Source organism: Kitasatospora sp. NPDC056184, from assembly GCF_042268405.1.
In the GTDB taxonomy this organism is placed as follows: domain Bacteria; phylum Actinomycetota; class Actinomycetes; order Streptomycetales; family Streptomycetaceae; genus Kitasatospora.
Map to the genome: position 1 here is coordinate 469277 of NZ_JBHJUI010000001.1, position 14729 is coordinate 484005.

Consider the following 14729-nt stretch of genomic DNA (forward strand, 5'->3'; position numbering starts at 1 on the left):
GTGCGGGCCCGGCGGTCCGAGATGCTAGCGAGAATTCCCCAAGGAATTCATGATCATATCGCAGACGTATTTTTTTCGAAAGACTTTTTCGATTCCGGAGTGGTCACGCTTTCCGTCGCGTGCTCCTCGGCGCGGCGCAGCGCGCCCGCGCTCAGCATCAGGGCCGCCGCCAGCGCGGTGACCACGCCGAAGGAGGCGGTGAGCGAGGTGGCCTGGGCGAGGCCGCCGACGATCGCGGGGGCGATCAGCCCCGAGGTGTAGGTGACGGTGGCGACGCCGGCGATGGCCTGGCTGGGGTTGCTGCCGATCCGGCCGGCCGCGGCGAAGGCCAGCGGGACCACCACGGCGACGCCGACGCCGATCAGCGCGAACCCGGGGATGGCGAGCGCGGGGCGGTCGGCGGCGACCACCAGCACGCCGCCGGCGGTGGCGATCGCGCCGCTCAGCCGGGCGGCCCGGACGGCGCCCAGGCCGCGGATCACCGCGTCGCCGGCCAGCCGGCTGACCGCCATGGTGAGCGAGAACGCGGTGTAGGCGGCCGCCGCCACGGTGGGCGAGGCGCCGGTGACGTCGCGCAGGTAGACGCCGCTCCAGTCCATCGAGGCGCCCTCGGCGAACACGGCGCAGAAGCCGACCAGCCCGATCACCAGCGAACTGCGCGGCGGCAGCGCGAACCGCGGCGGCGCCTCGGCCTCCTCGGGCGCGCGCAGGTCCGGCAGCGTGCGGCAGACCAGCTGGGTGAGCGCCAGCAGCACGAAGGCGGTGACGCCGATCTGCACCCGGGGGTCGAAGTCCTGGTGGGCGGCAAGGATGGCGACGCCGGCCGCCACCAGCCCGCCCGCGCTCCACATCCCGTGCAGGCTCGACATGATGGAGCGGCCGAGCCGCTGCTCGATCTCCACGCCCTGCGCGTTCATCGCCACGTCCGACATGCCCGCGGTCGCGCCGTAGGCCAGCAGGACCAGGCAGAGCACCGGCAGCGAGGGGGCGAGCACGGGCAGCGACAGGCCCAGGCAGCAGAGCGACAGCAGCCCGGCGACCGCGGCGCGCCCGCCGAAGCGGTGGACGACCCGGCCGGCCAGGGGCATCGCGAGGGACGAACCGATGGCCGGCATCACCAGGGCCAGGCCGAGCTGGCCGGGGGAGAGGCCGAGGTGGTGCTGGATCCACGGGATCCGGCTGACGAAGGTGCCGCCGACGGCGCCGTGCACGGCGAAGACGAGGGCGACGGCGACGCGTGCGCGGCGTGCGTCGCTCGCGCCGCCGAAGGGTGGTTCTGCTGGGGTCAGGCTGGTGGTCATCAGGCTCTTCCCTCCCGGCCGCGCGCGGCGCGGCGGTGCCCTGGGGTGGTGTGGTGGGTGCGGCGGTGTCCGTCGGCGTGGCAGTGCGGCGACGGTTCGATAAATTATCAGGAAGGGACCCTAATAGAAACACTCTGGAAGGATGTCCGGCCATGACCACCGCGCGAACGGCCACGCCGAGCACTGCCCGGGCGATCAACGACCGGTTGGCGCTCAACCTGTTGCTCGACCAGGGACCACTCACCGCGACCGAGCTGCGCGACCTCACCGGCCTCTCCCGGCCCACGGTCGCCGACCTGCTCGACCGGCTCCGGCGGACCGGCCTGGTCGCCGTCGTCGGCGAACGCGGCGAACAGCGGCGCGGCCCCAACGCCAGGCTGTACGCCCTGGTCGCCTCCCGTGCCCACCTCGGCGCCGTCGACGTCCGCTCGGGCGGCGTCACCCTGGTCGTCGCCGACCTGGCCGGACAGACCCTGGGCGCCGCCGAACTCGCGGTCGCCGAGCCCGGCAGCGACCCCGCCGCCCACCGCGCTGCCGCCGGCCGGATCGTCCGCACCCTGCTCGACACCGCCCGCCGGGCCGGCGTCGAGCACCTGCACACCGTCGCCGTCGGCGCCCCCGGCCTGGTCGACCCCGCCACCGGCCGGCTCCAGTCCACCGGCGACCTGCCCTCCTGGCACGCCGAACTGCTCGTCGCCCTGGACGACCTGCCCGGCACCGACGTGATCCTGGAGAACGAGGTCAACCTCGCCGGGCGCGCCGAGTACCGGATCGGCGCGGCCCGCGGCCGGGACGACTTCGTGCTCGTCTGGCTCGGCCACAGCGTCGGCGCCGCCGTCGTGCTGGACGGCAAGCTGCGCCGCGGCGCCCGCGGCGGCACCGGCGAGATCTGCTTCCTGCCCGTCCCCGGCACCACCGCCCTGCCCTCCGGGACCAGCTGCGAGGGCGGCTTCCACGACCTGGCCGGCAGCGCCGCCGTCTGCGCGCTGGCCCGCGACCACGGGCTGCCCGCCGGCCCGGCCGACGACGCCCCCGCCGCCGAGGCCGCCGTCCGCGCCGCCCTCGACGCGCTCGGCGAGGGGCAGCCCGGCGGACCGTTCCTGGACGCGCTCGCCGAGCGGGTCGCCGTCGGCGTCTCGGCGGTCTGCGTGGTCCTCGACCCCGGCTGCGTCGTGCTCGGCGGCGAGATCGGCCGGGCCGGCGGAGCCGAACTCGCCGCCAGGGTCGAACGGCGGCTGGCCGACCTCTCCCCGCTGCGCACCGAGGTCCGCGCCGGCGAGGCGGGCGGCGGGGCGGTGCTCAGCGGCGCCGTGCTCACCGCCGGGGACGCCGTCCGCCGTGACCTCTTCGGCGAACCGTAAGGGCGTGTGCGCCCCCGGCGGGGCGGTACGGCAGGATGGGCCGCGGGGCCGGGACCGGGCGGGGGCGAACCACGGCCGTCCCTCCCCGGCCGACCGATCGCACCACCGTCAGGAGTCGCAACCATGGGCCAGCCCGGGGCACCGGCCAACCCGTACCGCATCGGCGAGGCCGCGGCGCTGCTCGGCGTGAGCGCCGACACCATGCGGCGCTGGGTGGACGCCGGCCGGATCGCCGCCGAGCGCGACGAGCACGGCCACCGGATCATCGCCGGCGCCGAGCTGGCCGGCTTCGCGCGCGAGCTGGCCCGCCCCGAGACCGCCGCCGCCGAGGGCCGCCCCTCCTCGGCCCGCAACCGCTTCCCGGGCATCGTCACCGACGTGGTGCTCGGTGACGTCGCCGCCCAGGTGGAGATCCAGGCCGGGCCGTTCCGGGTGGTCTCGCTGATCAGCCGGGAGTCGGCGGAGGAGCTGGAGCTGGTGCCCGGGGCACCCGCCACGGCCGTCATCAAGTCCACCAATGTGATGATCGAACGGCGCTGAACGCTGCCAGAGCCGAGCGCCGACGAGAGGACCGCCGATGCCCCACGACCCGCTGCCGTCCACCCAGAGCGCTGTCCTCGCCGTCGAGGCGATGGCCGCCCGGCACGGCCGCTCCGTGCGCACCAGCCACGACATCGGCCGTGACCAGACCTTCGCCGGCCTGGTCGGCAGCGACGCCCCCGGCACCGACGAACTGGCCGCGATACCGCACGAGGCGCTGATCGAGATCGCCGGACCGCCCGAGGTGACCGTCCGTCTCTTCGTCCACGACGAGGCCGTGGTCACCGTCGACACCATCGCCTTCGACGTGCTGCGCGACAGCGTCCCGGCCTTCCTGAACGCGGTGTGGACCGGCCTGGTCCACCTCAAGCAGCGGGTCTTCCCGCCCTCCTGCACCATGATCGTCACCGTGCCGGGCGAGTCGAGCTACCGTGAGGCCGTCACCCTGTACACCCTGACCCCGTGGCTGGCCGGCCGGCTCCGCTGACCACGGCCCCGCGAAGACCGCCGCTCCGACCCGATGAACGGACCGAAGAACGGACCGATGAACGGACCGATGACCGCCTCCGCCGCCCGCCGCCCCGTCCTCGCCGTCGCCCACCGCGGCGACCCCTACCGCCACCGCGAGAACACCCTGCCCTCCGTGGAGTCCGCGTTCGCCGCCGGCGCCGACGCCGTCGAGGTGGACGTCCGGCTGACCCGCGACCGGGTCCCGGTCCTGCTGCACGACGCCACCCTGGAACGCCTCTGGGGCGACCCGCGCCCGCTCGCCCGGCTCACCGCCGAGCAGCTCGACGCCTTCGACGACGGCCACCACCGCGTCCCGACCCTCGCCGAGGCGCTCAAGGCCACCGCCGCCGCCGCTCCCGGCGCCAAGCTCCTCATCGACCTCGACGACGCGGGCCCGGCCGCCGCCACCTGGGAGGTCGTCACCGGACTCGGCGCCGAGCGGCGGGTCGGCTTCTGCGGCCCCGCCACCGCGATGCTGGCCGTCCGGGCGCTCGCCCCCGAGGCCGAGATCGCGCTCACCTGGAAGCAGCCCCGGCTGCCCGTGCGCGCCCTGCTCGACGACCTGCGCCCGCAGTACATCAACCCGCCGTTCGGCCTGGCCACCCCCGGGTTCACCGCCGCCGCCCACCAGGCCGGGCTGGCCGTCTCCACCTGGACCGCCGACCTGCGCCGCACCATGCGCAAGCTGAGCGAGGCGGGCGTCGACTCGATCACCAGCAACCGGATCGCCCTGCTGCGCGCGGTCCTGGACGGCCGCCGGTGACCGAGGGCACGCGGGGGGAGGACGGCGGGGTGCTGGGTCCGCGGGCGCTCGGCCGCGCGCTGCTGGCCCGTCAGCACCTGCTGGAGCGCACCGCCGCCACCCCGGCCGCGATGATCGGGCACCTCGGCGGCCTCCAGGCGCAGGCCGCCCCGCAGCCGCCCTACCTCGGGCTGCTCGCCCGCCTCGGCGACTTCACCCCCGAGGCGCTCACCGAGCTGATCGAGACCCGGCGGGCGGTGCGGATCGCCCTCCAGCGCGGCACCATCCACCTCGTCACCGCCGAGGACTGCCTGGCCCTGCGGCCCCTGCTGCAGCCGCTGCTGGACCAGCAGCTGCGCACCACCTACGGCAAGCGGCTGGCCGGCCTCGACCTCGACGCGCTCGCCGCCGAGGCCCGCGCCCTGGTCGAGGCGGAGCCGCGCACCTTCCAGCGGCTGGGCGCCGAACTGGCCGCCACCCGCCCCGACCGCGACCCGGCCGCCCTCGCCCAGGCCGCGCGCTGCCTGCTGCCGCTGGTGCAGGTCCCGCCGCGCGGCCTGTGGGGGCGCGGCGGTCCCGCCGCGCACACCACCGCCGAGGCCTGGCTCGGCCGGCCGCTCGACCCGGCGCCCCCGCCCGACGGCCTCGCGCTGCGCTACCTCGCCGCCTTCGGCCCGGCCACCGCCGCCGACCTGCAGAAGTGGTGCGGCCTCAGCCGGCTCGCCCCGGTGCTGAAACGGCTCGCCCCGGGCCTGGTCACCTTCCGCGACGAGCGGGGCCGGCTGCTGTACGACCTGCCCGACGCGCCCCGGCCCGACCCGGACACCCCGGCTCCGGTCCGGCTGGTCGCGCCGTTCGACAACCTGCTGCTCTCGCACGCCGACCGCACCCGGGTGCTGCCCGAGGCGTACCGGCCGCGGGTGATGACCCAGAACGGCATCGTGCTCGGGTCCCTGCTGGTGGACGGTCTGGTCGCCGGGAGCTGGCAGCTGGCCGAGGAGGGTGCCGGGGCGCGGTCGGTGACGGTCCGCCCGTTCGCGCCGCTCGCCCGGGCCGACCGGGACGCGGCGCGGGCCGAGGCCGAACGGGTGCTCGCCTTCGCGGGCGGCGGTGGCGAGGTCCGCTTCGAGGAGGCCGGGTAGGAGCGCGTTCGACGGCCGGACGGACGTGCGGGGCGCCGTGACTCGTTGGGGTGGTCCCACGGCGGTGCTCTGCGCCCGTACCGCCGCGGCTGGCTTGAATCGACCCACCCTTGCGGAGGGCGGCGCCGGCTGCGGCGGCCGCCCCCGTTCACCAGCGTTCCGCATCGAAGTGGAGTCGGCCGTGGCCCCTGTGAACAATGGCGTCTACGCGATCGCCAAGCCCGAGGAGCAACTGCTCACCCTCCAGACCGCCAAGGAGTTCGTGGTGGTGCTGACCCCGACCGGCGAGCCCGGCGAGCAGGAGTGGGAGGTGACCGGCTGCGACAACGGAAACGTCGTCATCAGGAACCTCCGGCACGGCTCCTACGTCGGACTGGACGGTCCGCCGGAGGTGGACCAGCAGGTCAGGGGCACCGCCGAGCCGTTCGAATGGGCCCTGTACCAGGCCGCCGAGCCGTTCTCCTTCCATGTGGTCCTCCCGGGGGGTCCGGTCGACGGCCAGGAACTGGCGCTGGACCTGAGCGTGCTGGACATCTTCCCGCAGCGCACCGCGCTGCGGCCGCTGGAGCGGGACGGGCAGCAGGCCTGGCTGTTCCAGTTCCACGAGTGAGGGGCGGGTGCGCCCGCGCCGGTCGTGCCCGTGGCCGCCGGGGCGGGCGCGCCCGAAAGCCAACAAGCCGGGCATATGATCACACCATCTGCTGAGATAGGGCAGACCTGGACCGATCGACCGGACGGAGGAACGGATGCCGGGGGAGACTCCACCCGAACGGCGACCCGCCGACCACCGACGCCCCTACCTCATGCTGCCGGCGCCGGTCCGGGCCGCGGCCGCCTGGTCGGCGGCGCTCGTACTGCTCATCACCGTCGCCTCGCTGATCGTCTTCGCGCTCGTCGAACTGCGGGCCGCCACCGTCCCGGTGATCCTGGCCCTGCTCGGCACCTCACTGCTCCAGCCCGTGATGCCGTGGATGGTCCGACGCGGGGTCAGCCGCTCGGTCGCCGCCGGGCTCACCTGCGCCGTGCTGGTGGCCGCCGTCAGCACGGTGATCGCCCTGCTGGTCAACTCCCTGGTGCACAGCGCCCCGCAGATCGCCTTCGCCCTCCAGGAGGCCGGCGACCGGCTCGCCGAATGGCTCGGGCCCTTCGGCGAGAAGCTGCGGCACGTGCTGGACAACGCCCAGGGCGAGACCAACACGCTGGTGACGACCCTCACCGACAGCGTGCTCTCCGGCCTCGGCCTCGCCACCCAGATCGCCACCGGCAGCGTGCTCGCGCTCGCCCTGGTCTTCTTCTTCCTGCGCGACGGCCACCGCACCGGCGAGGTCGTCCACTCCTACCTGCCCCGCCGTAGCGCCGACATGGTGGTGGCCTGCGGCGAGCGGGCCTTCGAGGCGATGGCCGGCTTCATGCGCGGCACCACCCTGATCGCCCTCATCGACGCCTTCTTCATCACCGTCGGCCTGCTCGTCCTCAGCGTCCCCGGCGCGCCCGGCCTCGGCGCGCTGGTCTTCATGGGCGCCTACATCCCGTTCGTCGGCGCCTTCCTCTCCGGTACCGTCGCCGTGCTGGTCGCCCTCGCCGACGGCGGCCTGGGCACGGCGCTGTGGGCGCTCGGCGTGGTGGTCGCCGTCCAGGTCATCGAGGGCAACGTCCTCCAGCCGCTGATCCAGAGCCGGACGGTGGAACTCCACCCGGCCACCATCATGGTCGCCGTGGTGGCCGGCTCCGGGATCGCCGGCATCATCGGCGCGCTGCTGGCCGTCCCGGTCTGCGCCGCCGGGCTCGGGGTGGTCTCCGTGCTGCGCGGCGACCCCGGCCGACGGCGCCGCGCCGACCGGAACGGCGGCGGGCCCGCGGCCCTCGCCGACGCGGCTCAGGAGTAGGCGAGCGGGCGGCCGCGCCGCAGCGTGTACTCGGCGGCGCGCAGGAAGAGCGCGGCGTAGAAGGCGACGTCCAGGTCCTCCGTCCACCGGCCCGGTGAGGCGGCCGCCGCGGCGGCCGCGTGCCGGTCGAACCAGAGGCCGATCTCCAGGTTGTCGCAGTGCACGGGTATCCCGGGCGGCAGCGCGAGCAGCTCCGCCACGCGCCGGGCGGCGGCCAGCGTCCGGTGCACGTCGCCGACCGCCGTCACGTCGTTGTAGGCGCACTCCACCGGCAGCACCAGCGGCGCGTCCAGCTCGACGGGCAGCAGCACGTCCCAGCCGAGCAGCGCCTCCACCGTCCCGTCGGCCAACGCGTCGCAGAACCGCTCGAAGCCGGAGATCGGGCGGTACAGCTTCTCCTCGAAGTGCAGCCCCGAGCCCGCCCGGAACGCCGTCACCGGCGGGCAGGCGAACGGCGGCAGCCCGCGCCCCGCCAACGCGGCGTCGATCGCCCGCCCGACCGGCCCGAGCACCTCGTCGTCGAGCCATTCGTCGGCCTCGACACTCACCAGATACACACCCATGCCGGGGACGTTAGACGACCGCACTGACAATTCCTCGGCCCGAAAACCGGTTGCCGTCGCGGGACCGGTGGGGGAGAGTGCCGCTGGTGCGGAGCGGGGCGGAGCGGAGGACGACGATGGAGCGGATCGCGGTGGCGGATGCGGCGGCCGGGCCGTACGGGATCACCGTCGGGCCTGACGGCGCCCTCTGGTTCACCCTGGTGCACGCCGGGGAGATCGGGCGGCTGGCGGCCGACGGGACCGTCACCCGGTACGGGCTGGACGCGCCCGGCTGCGGGCCCTCGGTGATCGCGGCGGGCCCCGACGGCGCGCTCTGGTTCACCTGGATGCGCGACCACCGGATCGGCCGGATCACCGTCGACGGCACGGCCACCTCCTACGCCCTGCCCGACGGGTCCGGGCCGTACGGGATCGCGGCGGGCCCCGACGGCGCGCTCTGGTTCACCGAGCTGAACGCCGACCGGATCGGACGGATCACGGTGGACGGCGAGGTGACCGGGTACCCGCTGCCGGTCTCCGGCGGCTACCCGTCGATGATCGCGGCCGGGCCGGACGGCGCCCTCTGGTTCACCCTCAACCAGGCCCACGCGGTCGGCCGGATCACTGTCGACGGCGAGGTCGCCCTGCACCCGCTGCCCACCGAGGGCGCCGCGCCGGTCGGCATCACCCGCGGCGGCGACGCGCTCTGGTTCGTCGAGATCGGGGCCGGCCAGGTCGGCCGGATCACCCCGGACGGCGAGGTGACGGAGTACCCGCTGCCCGATCGCGGCGCCCGCCCGCACGCCGTCGCCGCCGGCCCGGACGGCCGGATCTGGTTCACCGAGTGGGCGGCCGGCCGGATCGGCTCCCTCACCCCCGACGGCGACTACGCCGCGCACCCGCTCCCGGTCGAGGGCGCCGAGCCGCACGGCATCACCGTCGGCCCGGACGGCGCGGTCCACGCGGCGCTGGAGATCGGCGAGATCGTCCGCTTGCGGCCGTAGGGCCCGTCACCGCCGGTGGTGGGCCGCCGGGGTGTGGCCGAAGGTGCGGCGGAAGACGTCGATGAACGCGCTGGCCGAGGCCCAGCCGCAGCGGTGGGCCACCGCGGTGACCGGGACGTCCTCGGCCAGCAGGCGCAGGGCGTGGTGCAGGCGCAGCTGGGTGCGCCACTGCGGGAAGGTCATGCCCAGCTCCTCGCGGCAGAGCCGGCTGAGCGTGCGCTCGCCGGCGCCGGCCGCCCGGCCGAGCTCGCCGAGGGTGCGGCCGTCGGCCGGATCGGCGTCGAGCAGGGCGGCGACCGCCGCGAGCCGGGGGTCGCGCGGCACCGGCAGGTGCAGCGGCCGCTCGGGGGCGCGGCGCAGCTGGTCCAGCAGGACGGCCAGCATCCGCCGCCCCTCGGGCGTGCCCTCGGTGCCCGGACCGCTGTAGGCGATCAGCAGCTCGCGCAGCAGCGGGCCCACCGCCAGCACCGCCGGGCGGGTCAGGCCCAGCGGATTGTGACCCAGCGGGAGGCCGACCGTGTGGAGCACGGTGGGCCCGTAGGCGCGGTGCCGGTGGCCGGTGCCGGCGGGGATCCACAGCGCCCTGGTCGCCGGGGCGACCCAGGTGCCGGCGGCGGTGGTCACCGCCAGCACGCCCCGGCCCGCGTAGACGATCTGGTGCGACTCGTGGCGGTGCTCGGAGACGGTCGAACCGGCGGGCAGCGGGCGGGTGACCGTCAGATCCGACGGCGGGCGGGATTGGCGGGAATTCGGCATCGTCCGGCACTTTATCGGAAGTCCGCCACGGCCCGGCGGGCCGAGGATCGCTGCGTGACCACTCTCCGATCCCGTCCCGCCCCCGGCGCCGCCCCGATCGCGGTGCTGGCGGCCGGCCACGCCGCCGTCGACCTCTACCAGGGCGTCGTGCCCGCCCTCGTCCCCTTCCTCGTCGCCGAGCGCGGCCTCGACTACGGCTCCGCCGCCGGGGTCGTGCTGGCCGCGACCCTGCTCTCCTCGATCGTGCAGCCGCTGTTCGGCGCGCTCACCGACCGCTGGGCGATGCCCTGGCTGATCCCGGCCGCCACCGCCGCCGCCGGGACCGGCGTCGGGCTGGCCGGGCTGTTCGGCCCGTACGCGCTGGTCTGCGCGGCGGTCGCGCTCTCCGGCGTCGGGGTCGCCGCCTACCACCCCGAGTCCGCGCGGCTGGCGCGCGCCGCGAGCGGCGACAGCCACACCCGGATGGGCTGGTTCTCGCTCGGCGGCAACATCGGCTTCGCCCTCGCCCCGCTGCTGGTCGGACCGGTGCTGGCGGTCGGCGGGCTCGGCGCGACCCCCTGGCTGGCCCTGCCCGCGCTCGCCGCGGCCCTGTTCACCGCACCGGTGGTCCGCGCGCTGGCCGCCCGCACCGCGGCCGGGACCGCCGCCGACGGCGCGGGCGGCGGGCGGCGCGACGACTGGGCGGCCTTCCGGTGGCTCTCGGCGGTGATCGGCTGCCGCTCGGTGGTGTTCGTCGGGCTGAGCTCCTTCGTGGCCCTGTACGCCCAGCAGCGGCTCGGCCGCACCGACCCGGCGGTGGGGACGGCGGCGCTCTTCACGCTGTTCGCGGGCGGTGCGGTCGGCACGGTGCTCGGCGGCTGGTGCGCCGCGCGCTGGGGCCGGGTGCGGACGGTCCGGCTGTCGTACGCGGCCGCGGTCCCGGCCGTCGCCGGACTGCTGCTGGTGCCCGGTCCGGTCGCCCTGTACGGCTTCGCCGCGCTGGTCTCGCTGGCCCTGTACGTGCCGTTCTCGCTCCAGGTGACGCTCGGCCAGGACTACCTGCCGAACCGGATCGGCACCGCGAGCGGGGTCACCCTCGGACTCGCGGTCAGTGTCGGCGGCCTGGCCGGTCCGGCCGTCGGACTGCTCGCCGACCACACCGGCCTGCGGACCGCGCTCGCGCCGCTGGCCGTCCTGTGCGCGCTGGCCTGGGCCCTCGCCCGTCGTCTGCCCGAGCCGGTCGGGCTGGTCGGGCCGGTCGGGCCGGACGCGACCGTGGCGGCACCGGTGCCGGTGGCGCCGGCGGGGAGGGCCGGTCGGCCCTGACCGCCGTGCGCCCAAGGACGCTCAAGGACGCCCAAGGACGATCAGGGGTGCTCAGGGGTGCTCAGGGCGCTGCGCAGAGTTCGGCCGCCAGGGCGCAGAGCGCGGCGCGGTCGCGGCGGCCGGTCTTGGCGAGCAGGTTGGCCAGGTGCTTCTCCACCGTGCGCGGGGAGATGGAGAGCTTGCGGGCCAGCTCCTGGTTGCCCGGGCGGTCGGCGAGCAGGACGAGCACCTCGTACTCGCGGACCGTCACCCCGCAGGTGCGCAGTCCAGCCGGCACGGCGTCGCGGCCGCCGCGGTGCTGGGCCACGCTCGCGCCCGCCCGCCGCAGCAGGGTGCGGCAGGCGGCGGCCACCGGCTGGACCTCCAGCTGGTGGAAGTACTCCTCGGCGGTGCGCAGCCAGGCCACCGGCTCGCCCCAGCCGTCGGTGAGCGCGGCCTCCGCGGCGAGCCGCAGCGCCAGGTGGTGGGCGAGCGGGAAGTCCTCGGCGGCCGGCCGGGCCTCGGTGAGCGCGCGGACGGCCTGCTCCGGGCGGCCCTCGCGGCCCAGCACCACCGCGTCCGCGAAGCGCAGGAACTGGCGGTTCCAGGCCAGTTCGGCGGCCGGCACGGCGGCGGCCCGGTCCAGCTCGGCGCGGCCCCAGCGGCCCTCGACCACCTCCAGCAGCGGGTGCAGGCCGTGCCGGCCGGCCAGGTAGAACACGCTGGGGTGCTCCTCCTCCCAGGCCAGCCCGGCGTCCAGTTCGGCCCGGGCGCCGGCGCGGTCCTCGGTGAGCAGCGCGCCGACCGCCCGGCAGAGCCCGTAGCGCAGCGGCGTCAGGAAGGACTCCTCGCCGCCGGCCTGGCGGAACCGGGCGAGTTCGCGCTCCATCTCCCGGGAGCGGCCGAGGTGGGCGGCGAGGGTGGCGGAGGAGAGCAGCAGGTAGCGGTGGGCGGCGAGGTTGTGCAGGCGGGCGGTGGCGTCCAGGCAACGGTCGACGGTGGTGCGGGCGGTGTGCCACTCGCCGCGCATGACGGCGTTCATCGCGAGCAGGCCGTCGAGGGTCTGGGTCAGCACGATCGCGCCGAGCCCGGCGGCGGCCTCCCGGGCGCGCTCCAGGCGGGTGCCGTCGCCGGTGCGCATGAAGGCGTTGGCGCCCAGCCGCAGCATCGCCTCGACCCGCCAGACCGGCAGGGCGTGCGCCTCGGCGACGGCCAGCATCCGCTCCAGGCAGGCGTCGGCGGCGTCGAAGCCGCGTTCGCGAGCGAGCAGGGCGAGCAACTGCCAGGCCTGGCAGGCGACCACCGGCAGGCCGGCGCGCTCGGCCACCTTGGCGGCGCGGCGGGCGCGGTGCTCGGCCTCGGCGAGCCGGGCGGCGGTGTCCTGGAGGCGCTCCGGGAACGCGCCGTCCTGAGCGCCGTCCGGGCCCGGTGGCGCGTGGTCCGCCGGCGCGTGGTCCGGCAGCAGCGCGAGGTGGCCCTCGACGACGGCCAGCGCGGCGTCCTGCTCGGGGCGGGGCCGTCCCGCGGTGAGCGCCCGCACGGCGGCCACCTGGGCGACCGCGTCGGCGCCCCGCTCGGCCATCACGGCCGCCCAGGCGAGCCGGGTGTGCAGCTCGATCCGGCGTTCGACGGCCGGGACGGTGCCGGTGGGCGGCGCGGGCGCGACCGGCGGCAGGGTGCGGACCAGGTCGAAGGCCCGGTCCAGCTGCCCGGACTCGGCCAGCGCGGGCAGCAGCCGCTCGGTGATGCCGGCCCGCTCGGCGTCCCCCGCGAGCTCGTGCGCGCGCTCCAGCAGGACCACCGCGGATCCGGCCGCGCCCGCCTCCAGCACCCGCCGGCCGGCCTCCGCGAAGTGCACCGCCGCGCCCGCCCGGTCGCCGCTGGCCAGCAGCAGCGAGGCAACCAACTGGCGGCGCTCCTCCGCGAGTTCTGGATCGGCCCGGAGGATGGCCCGGGCCGCCCGGCGGGCCAGCGCGGCCCGTTCGGCGGGGGCCAGGGCGGCCGTCACCGCGTCGGCCGTGAGCGCGTGCCGGAAGGCGTAGCGGTCCGGGGCGGCGCCGTCCGGCACGATCACATTGGCCTCGGAGGCCGAGCGCAGATGGCTGAACAGGGTGCGGTCGTCGTACCCGGTGATCAGCTGCACGGTGGTGACCGAGAAGCGGCTGCCCAGGGTGGCCGCGGTCACCAGCAGATCCCGCACCTGGGGGTCGAGTTGGTCGATCCGGCGGCCCCAGCTGTGGACGATGGTGCTGGGCACCCCGGGGCGCGAGCCGTCGGCGAGTGCCCAGCGGCCGTCCTCGGCCCGGCGCAGCGCGCCGGAGTCCAGCAGGTCGGCGAGCAACTCCTCGACCAGGTAGGGGCAGCCGTCGCCGCGCTCGGTGAGGTGCTCGACCAGCGCGGTCGGCAGGTCGGCGGCCTCGCCCTCCAGGATCGCGGCGGCCAGCACGGCCACCTCGGCGGGCGGCAGCGGCCGCAACTCGGTGACGGTGGCGGCCCGGCGGCGCTCGGCGGCGCGCACCAGGTCCAGGGCGGGGCCCGGTTCGGCGCGCAGGGTGGCGAGCAGCAGCACCGGCAGCCCGGCCAGGTTGTCGACCAGGTACTCCAGGACGGCGACGGTCTCCGCGTCGGTGTCGTGCAGGTCCTCCAGGAGCAGGACGCAGCCCTGGCCGCGGCCGAGCACCGCGAGCAGCCGCAGCAGCGCCTCGGCCAGTTCGACCACCGTCTCCGGGTAGGCGCCCGGGCCGGTCGCCGCCGGGTTGTCCCGCCACTCGGGGACCAGCCGGGCCAGCGCCGGGCGGTAGGGGGAGAGTTCGGGGTCGGTGGGCGGGCCGGCGGCCCGGAACCGGGAGGAGAGCGCCTCGATCAGCGGCCGGAACGGCGTCACGGTGCCGGTCGAGCTGCCCCGCCCGCGCAGCACCGGAAGGCCCAGCCCGTAGGCCTGGTAGGCGCATTCGCCGGCCAGCCGGGACTTGCCGATGCCGGCCTCGCCGAGCAGGAAGACCGCCCCGCCGCCCTGCTGCCGGGCGGTGGCCAGCGCGCCGCCGAGCATGGCCAGCTCGGTGGCGCGGCCGACGGTGATCGACGACGTGGTCCGCATGGCCGCAGGCTACTTGACAGGGTGTCGGTTCTGAAGAGTGGTGGGTCGGACACGGAGCGGACACGGCGTCGCCGCCGGGTGGTTACGGTACGACCACATGCGGAGCGCGGCGCCGTGCGGCGGGCCCGTCCGGTCCGCCGCCGAGGGGCTGCCCGTTCCTCGGCGGCGGACGTTCCGGCCGCTCAGGGCCGGTGGTGGTGCGGTGGCGCGGGCCGTTCTCAGAAGGGCGTGGTCATGGTCGGGAACTCGATGATCGGCGGGATCGCGCCGCCGGTTCCGGCGAGCAGGCGGGAGCGCAGGCCGAGGCCGCTGCCCGGGCGCAGCCGGATCTCGCCGGCCGGGTGCTCGGCCGTCTCTCCGGGGCGGGCGGCGGCCTGCGGCGGGGTGAGTCGTTCGTCGTGGTCGGACATGGTGCGGAACTCCGTTCGTGGTCGTGGTCGTGGTGGACGGTTCGGACGTACGGACGTCCGGTGGGGAGGACGCCGCACGGGGTGGCTCCGGTTCGGTCGGGACGGTCGGGGCCGCGGGGGCGGATGGTACGGGCCGCGCCGGTGAGCGTGGGGG

The 14729-nt window shown here is 76.2% G+C and carries 14 protein-coding genes; 9 read left to right on the forward strand and 5 right to left on the reverse strand.

The window, feature by feature from the left end:
• Positions 1-53: 53 nt before the first annotated feature.
• Positions 54-1301 carry an MFS transporter gene (locus tag ACFC0B_RS01520; protein WP_376080571.1) on the reverse strand — a complete coding sequence of 416 codons (1248 nt, stop codon included), beginning with the start codon at positions 1299-1301 and terminating at the stop codon, positions 54-56.
• 152 nt (positions 1302-1453) lie between these two features.
• On the opposite strand from ACFC0B_RS01520, the gene ACFC0B_RS01525 reads away from it, so the two are divergent.
• The 7 genes from ACFC0B_RS01525 to ACFC0B_RS01555 all read left to right on the forward strand — a co-directional run bounded on the left by ACFC0B_RS01525 (position 1454) and on the right by ACFC0B_RS01555 (position 7482).
• Entirely contained in the window at positions 1454-2662 is a 1209-nt protein-coding gene (locus tag ACFC0B_RS01525; protein WP_376080574.1) for an ROK family transcriptional regulator, read from the forward strand.
• Between the two features lie 123 nt (positions 2663-2785).
• Positions 2786-3202, forward strand: coding sequence for a molybdopterin-binding protein (locus ACFC0B_RS01530; RefSeq protein ID WP_376080577.1), 417 nt, complete (start codon positions 2786-2788; stop codon positions 3200-3202).
• A 37-nt stretch (positions 3203-3239) separates the two neighbouring features.
• Positions 3240-3689 (forward strand): hypothetical protein, encoded by a 450-nt coding sequence (locus ACFC0B_RS01535; protein WP_376080579.1) that lies wholly within the window; start codon positions 3240-3242, stop codon positions 3687-3689.
• Between the two features lie 57 nt (positions 3690-3746).
• Positions 3747-4475 (forward strand): glycerophosphodiester phosphodiesterase, encoded by a 729-nt coding sequence (locus tag ACFC0B_RS01540; RefSeq protein ID WP_376080581.1) that lies wholly within the window; start codon positions 3747-3749, stop codon positions 4473-4475.
• Positions 4472-5596, forward strand: coding sequence for a winged helix DNA-binding domain-containing protein (locus tag ACFC0B_RS01545; RefSeq protein ID WP_376080583.1), 1125 nt, complete (start codon positions 4472-4474; stop codon positions 5594-5596). The genes ACFC0B_RS01540 and ACFC0B_RS01545 overlap by 4 nt, the downstream gene beginning before the upstream one ends.
• A 181-nt stretch (positions 5597-5777) precedes the next feature.
• Positions 5778-6206 carry a hypothetical protein gene (locus ACFC0B_RS01550; RefSeq protein WP_376080585.1) on the forward strand — a complete coding sequence of 143 codons (429 nt, stop codon included), beginning with the start codon at positions 5778-5780 and terminating at the stop codon, positions 6204-6206.
• 136 nt (positions 6207-6342) lie between these two features.
• Entirely contained in the window at positions 6343-7482 is a 1140-nt protein-coding gene (locus tag ACFC0B_RS01555) for an AI-2E family transporter (protein ID WP_376080588.1), read from the forward strand.
• On the opposite strand, the gene ACFC0B_RS01560 is transcribed toward ACFC0B_RS01555, so the two are convergent.
• On the reverse strand, positions 7473-8045 hold the full coding sequence (locus ACFC0B_RS01560) for a hypothetical protein (RefSeq protein ID WP_376080591.1): 573 nt from the start codon (positions 8043-8045) through the stop codon (positions 7473-7475). The genes ACFC0B_RS01555 and ACFC0B_RS01560 overlap by 10 nt on opposite strands.
• A 116-nt stretch (positions 8046-8161) precedes the next feature.
• Here ACFC0B_RS01560 and ACFC0B_RS01565 point away from each other — a divergent pair, with 116 nt between their 5' ends.
• The gene (locus ACFC0B_RS01565; protein WP_376080593.1) at positions 8162-9028 is read left to right on the forward strand and encodes a virginiamycin B lyase; all 867 of its coding nucleotides are present in this window, start codon (positions 8162-8164) and stop codon (positions 9026-9028) included.
• A 6-nt stretch (positions 9029-9034) separates the two neighbouring features.
• Here ACFC0B_RS01565 and ACFC0B_RS01570 read toward each other — a convergent pair whose 3' ends face one another.
• Entirely contained in the window at positions 9035-9784 is a 750-nt protein-coding gene (locus ACFC0B_RS01570) for a helix-turn-helix transcriptional regulator (protein ID WP_376080596.1), read from the reverse strand.
• A 54-nt stretch (positions 9785-9838) separates the two neighbouring features.
• On the opposite strand from ACFC0B_RS01570, the gene ACFC0B_RS01575 reads away from it, so the two are divergent.
• Complete coding sequence (locus ACFC0B_RS01575) at positions 9839-11089, forward strand: MFS transporter (protein ID WP_376080598.1); 1251 nt, start codon at positions 9839-9841, stop codon at positions 11087-11089.
• A gap of 61 nt (positions 11090-11150) precedes the next feature.
• On the opposite strand, the gene ACFC0B_RS01580 is transcribed toward ACFC0B_RS01575, so the two are convergent.
• Both ACFC0B_RS01580 and ACFC0B_RS01585 read right to left on the reverse strand, forming a co-directional pair.
• Entirely contained in the window at positions 11151-14165 is a 3015-nt protein-coding gene (locus ACFC0B_RS01580) for an AAA family ATPase (RefSeq protein ID WP_376080601.1), read from the reverse strand.
• Between the two features lie 218 nt (positions 14166-14383).
• On the reverse strand, positions 14384-14575 hold the full coding sequence (locus tag ACFC0B_RS01585; RefSeq protein ID WP_376080602.1) for a hypothetical protein: 192 nt from the start codon (positions 14573-14575) through the stop codon (positions 14384-14386).
• Between the last annotated feature and the right edge of the window lie 154 nt (positions 14576-14729).

Coding starts and splice junctions, on each gene's coding strand:
- ACFC0B_RS01570 (WP_376080596.1), bottom strand. CDS start 9,784: ATGCCGAATTCCCGCCAATCCCGCCCGCCGTCGGATCTGACGGTCACC.
- ACFC0B_RS01565 (WP_376080593.1), top strand. CDS start 8,162: ATGGAGCGGATCGCGGTGGCGGATGCGGCGGCCGGGCCGTACGGGATC.
- ACFC0B_RS01530 (WP_376080577.1), top strand. CDS start 2,786: ATGGGCCAGCCCGGGGCACCGGCCAACCCGTACCGCATCGGCGAGGCC.
- ACFC0B_RS01555 (WP_376080588.1), top strand. CDS start 6,343: ATGCCGGGGGAGACTCCACCCGAACGGCGACCCGCCGACCACCGACGC.
- ACFC0B_RS01525 (WP_376080574.1), top strand. CDS start 1,454: ATGACCACCGCGCGAACGGCCACGCCGAGCACTGCCCGGGCGATCAAC.
- ACFC0B_RS01585 (WP_376080602.1), bottom strand. CDS start 14,575: ATGTCCGACCACGACGAACGACTCACCCCGCCGCAGGCCGCCGCCCGC.
- ACFC0B_RS01535 (WP_376080579.1), top strand. CDS start 3,240: ATGCCCCACGACCCGCTGCCGTCCACCCAGAGCGCTGTCCTCGCCGTC.
- ACFC0B_RS01560 (WP_376080591.1), bottom strand. CDS start 8,045: ATGGGTGTGTATCTGGTGAGTGTCGAGGCCGACGAATGGCTCGACGAC.
- ACFC0B_RS01520 (WP_376080571.1), bottom strand. CDS start 1,301: ATGACCACCAGCCTGACCCCAGCAGAACCACCCTTCGGCGGCGCGAGC.
- ACFC0B_RS01540 (WP_376080581.1), top strand. CDS start 3,747: ATGAACGGACCGATGACCGCCTCCGCCGCCCGCCGCCCCGTCCTCGCC.
- ACFC0B_RS01580 (WP_376080601.1), bottom strand. CDS start 14,165: ATGCGGACCACGTCGTCGATCACCGTCGGCCGCGCCACCGAGCTGGCC.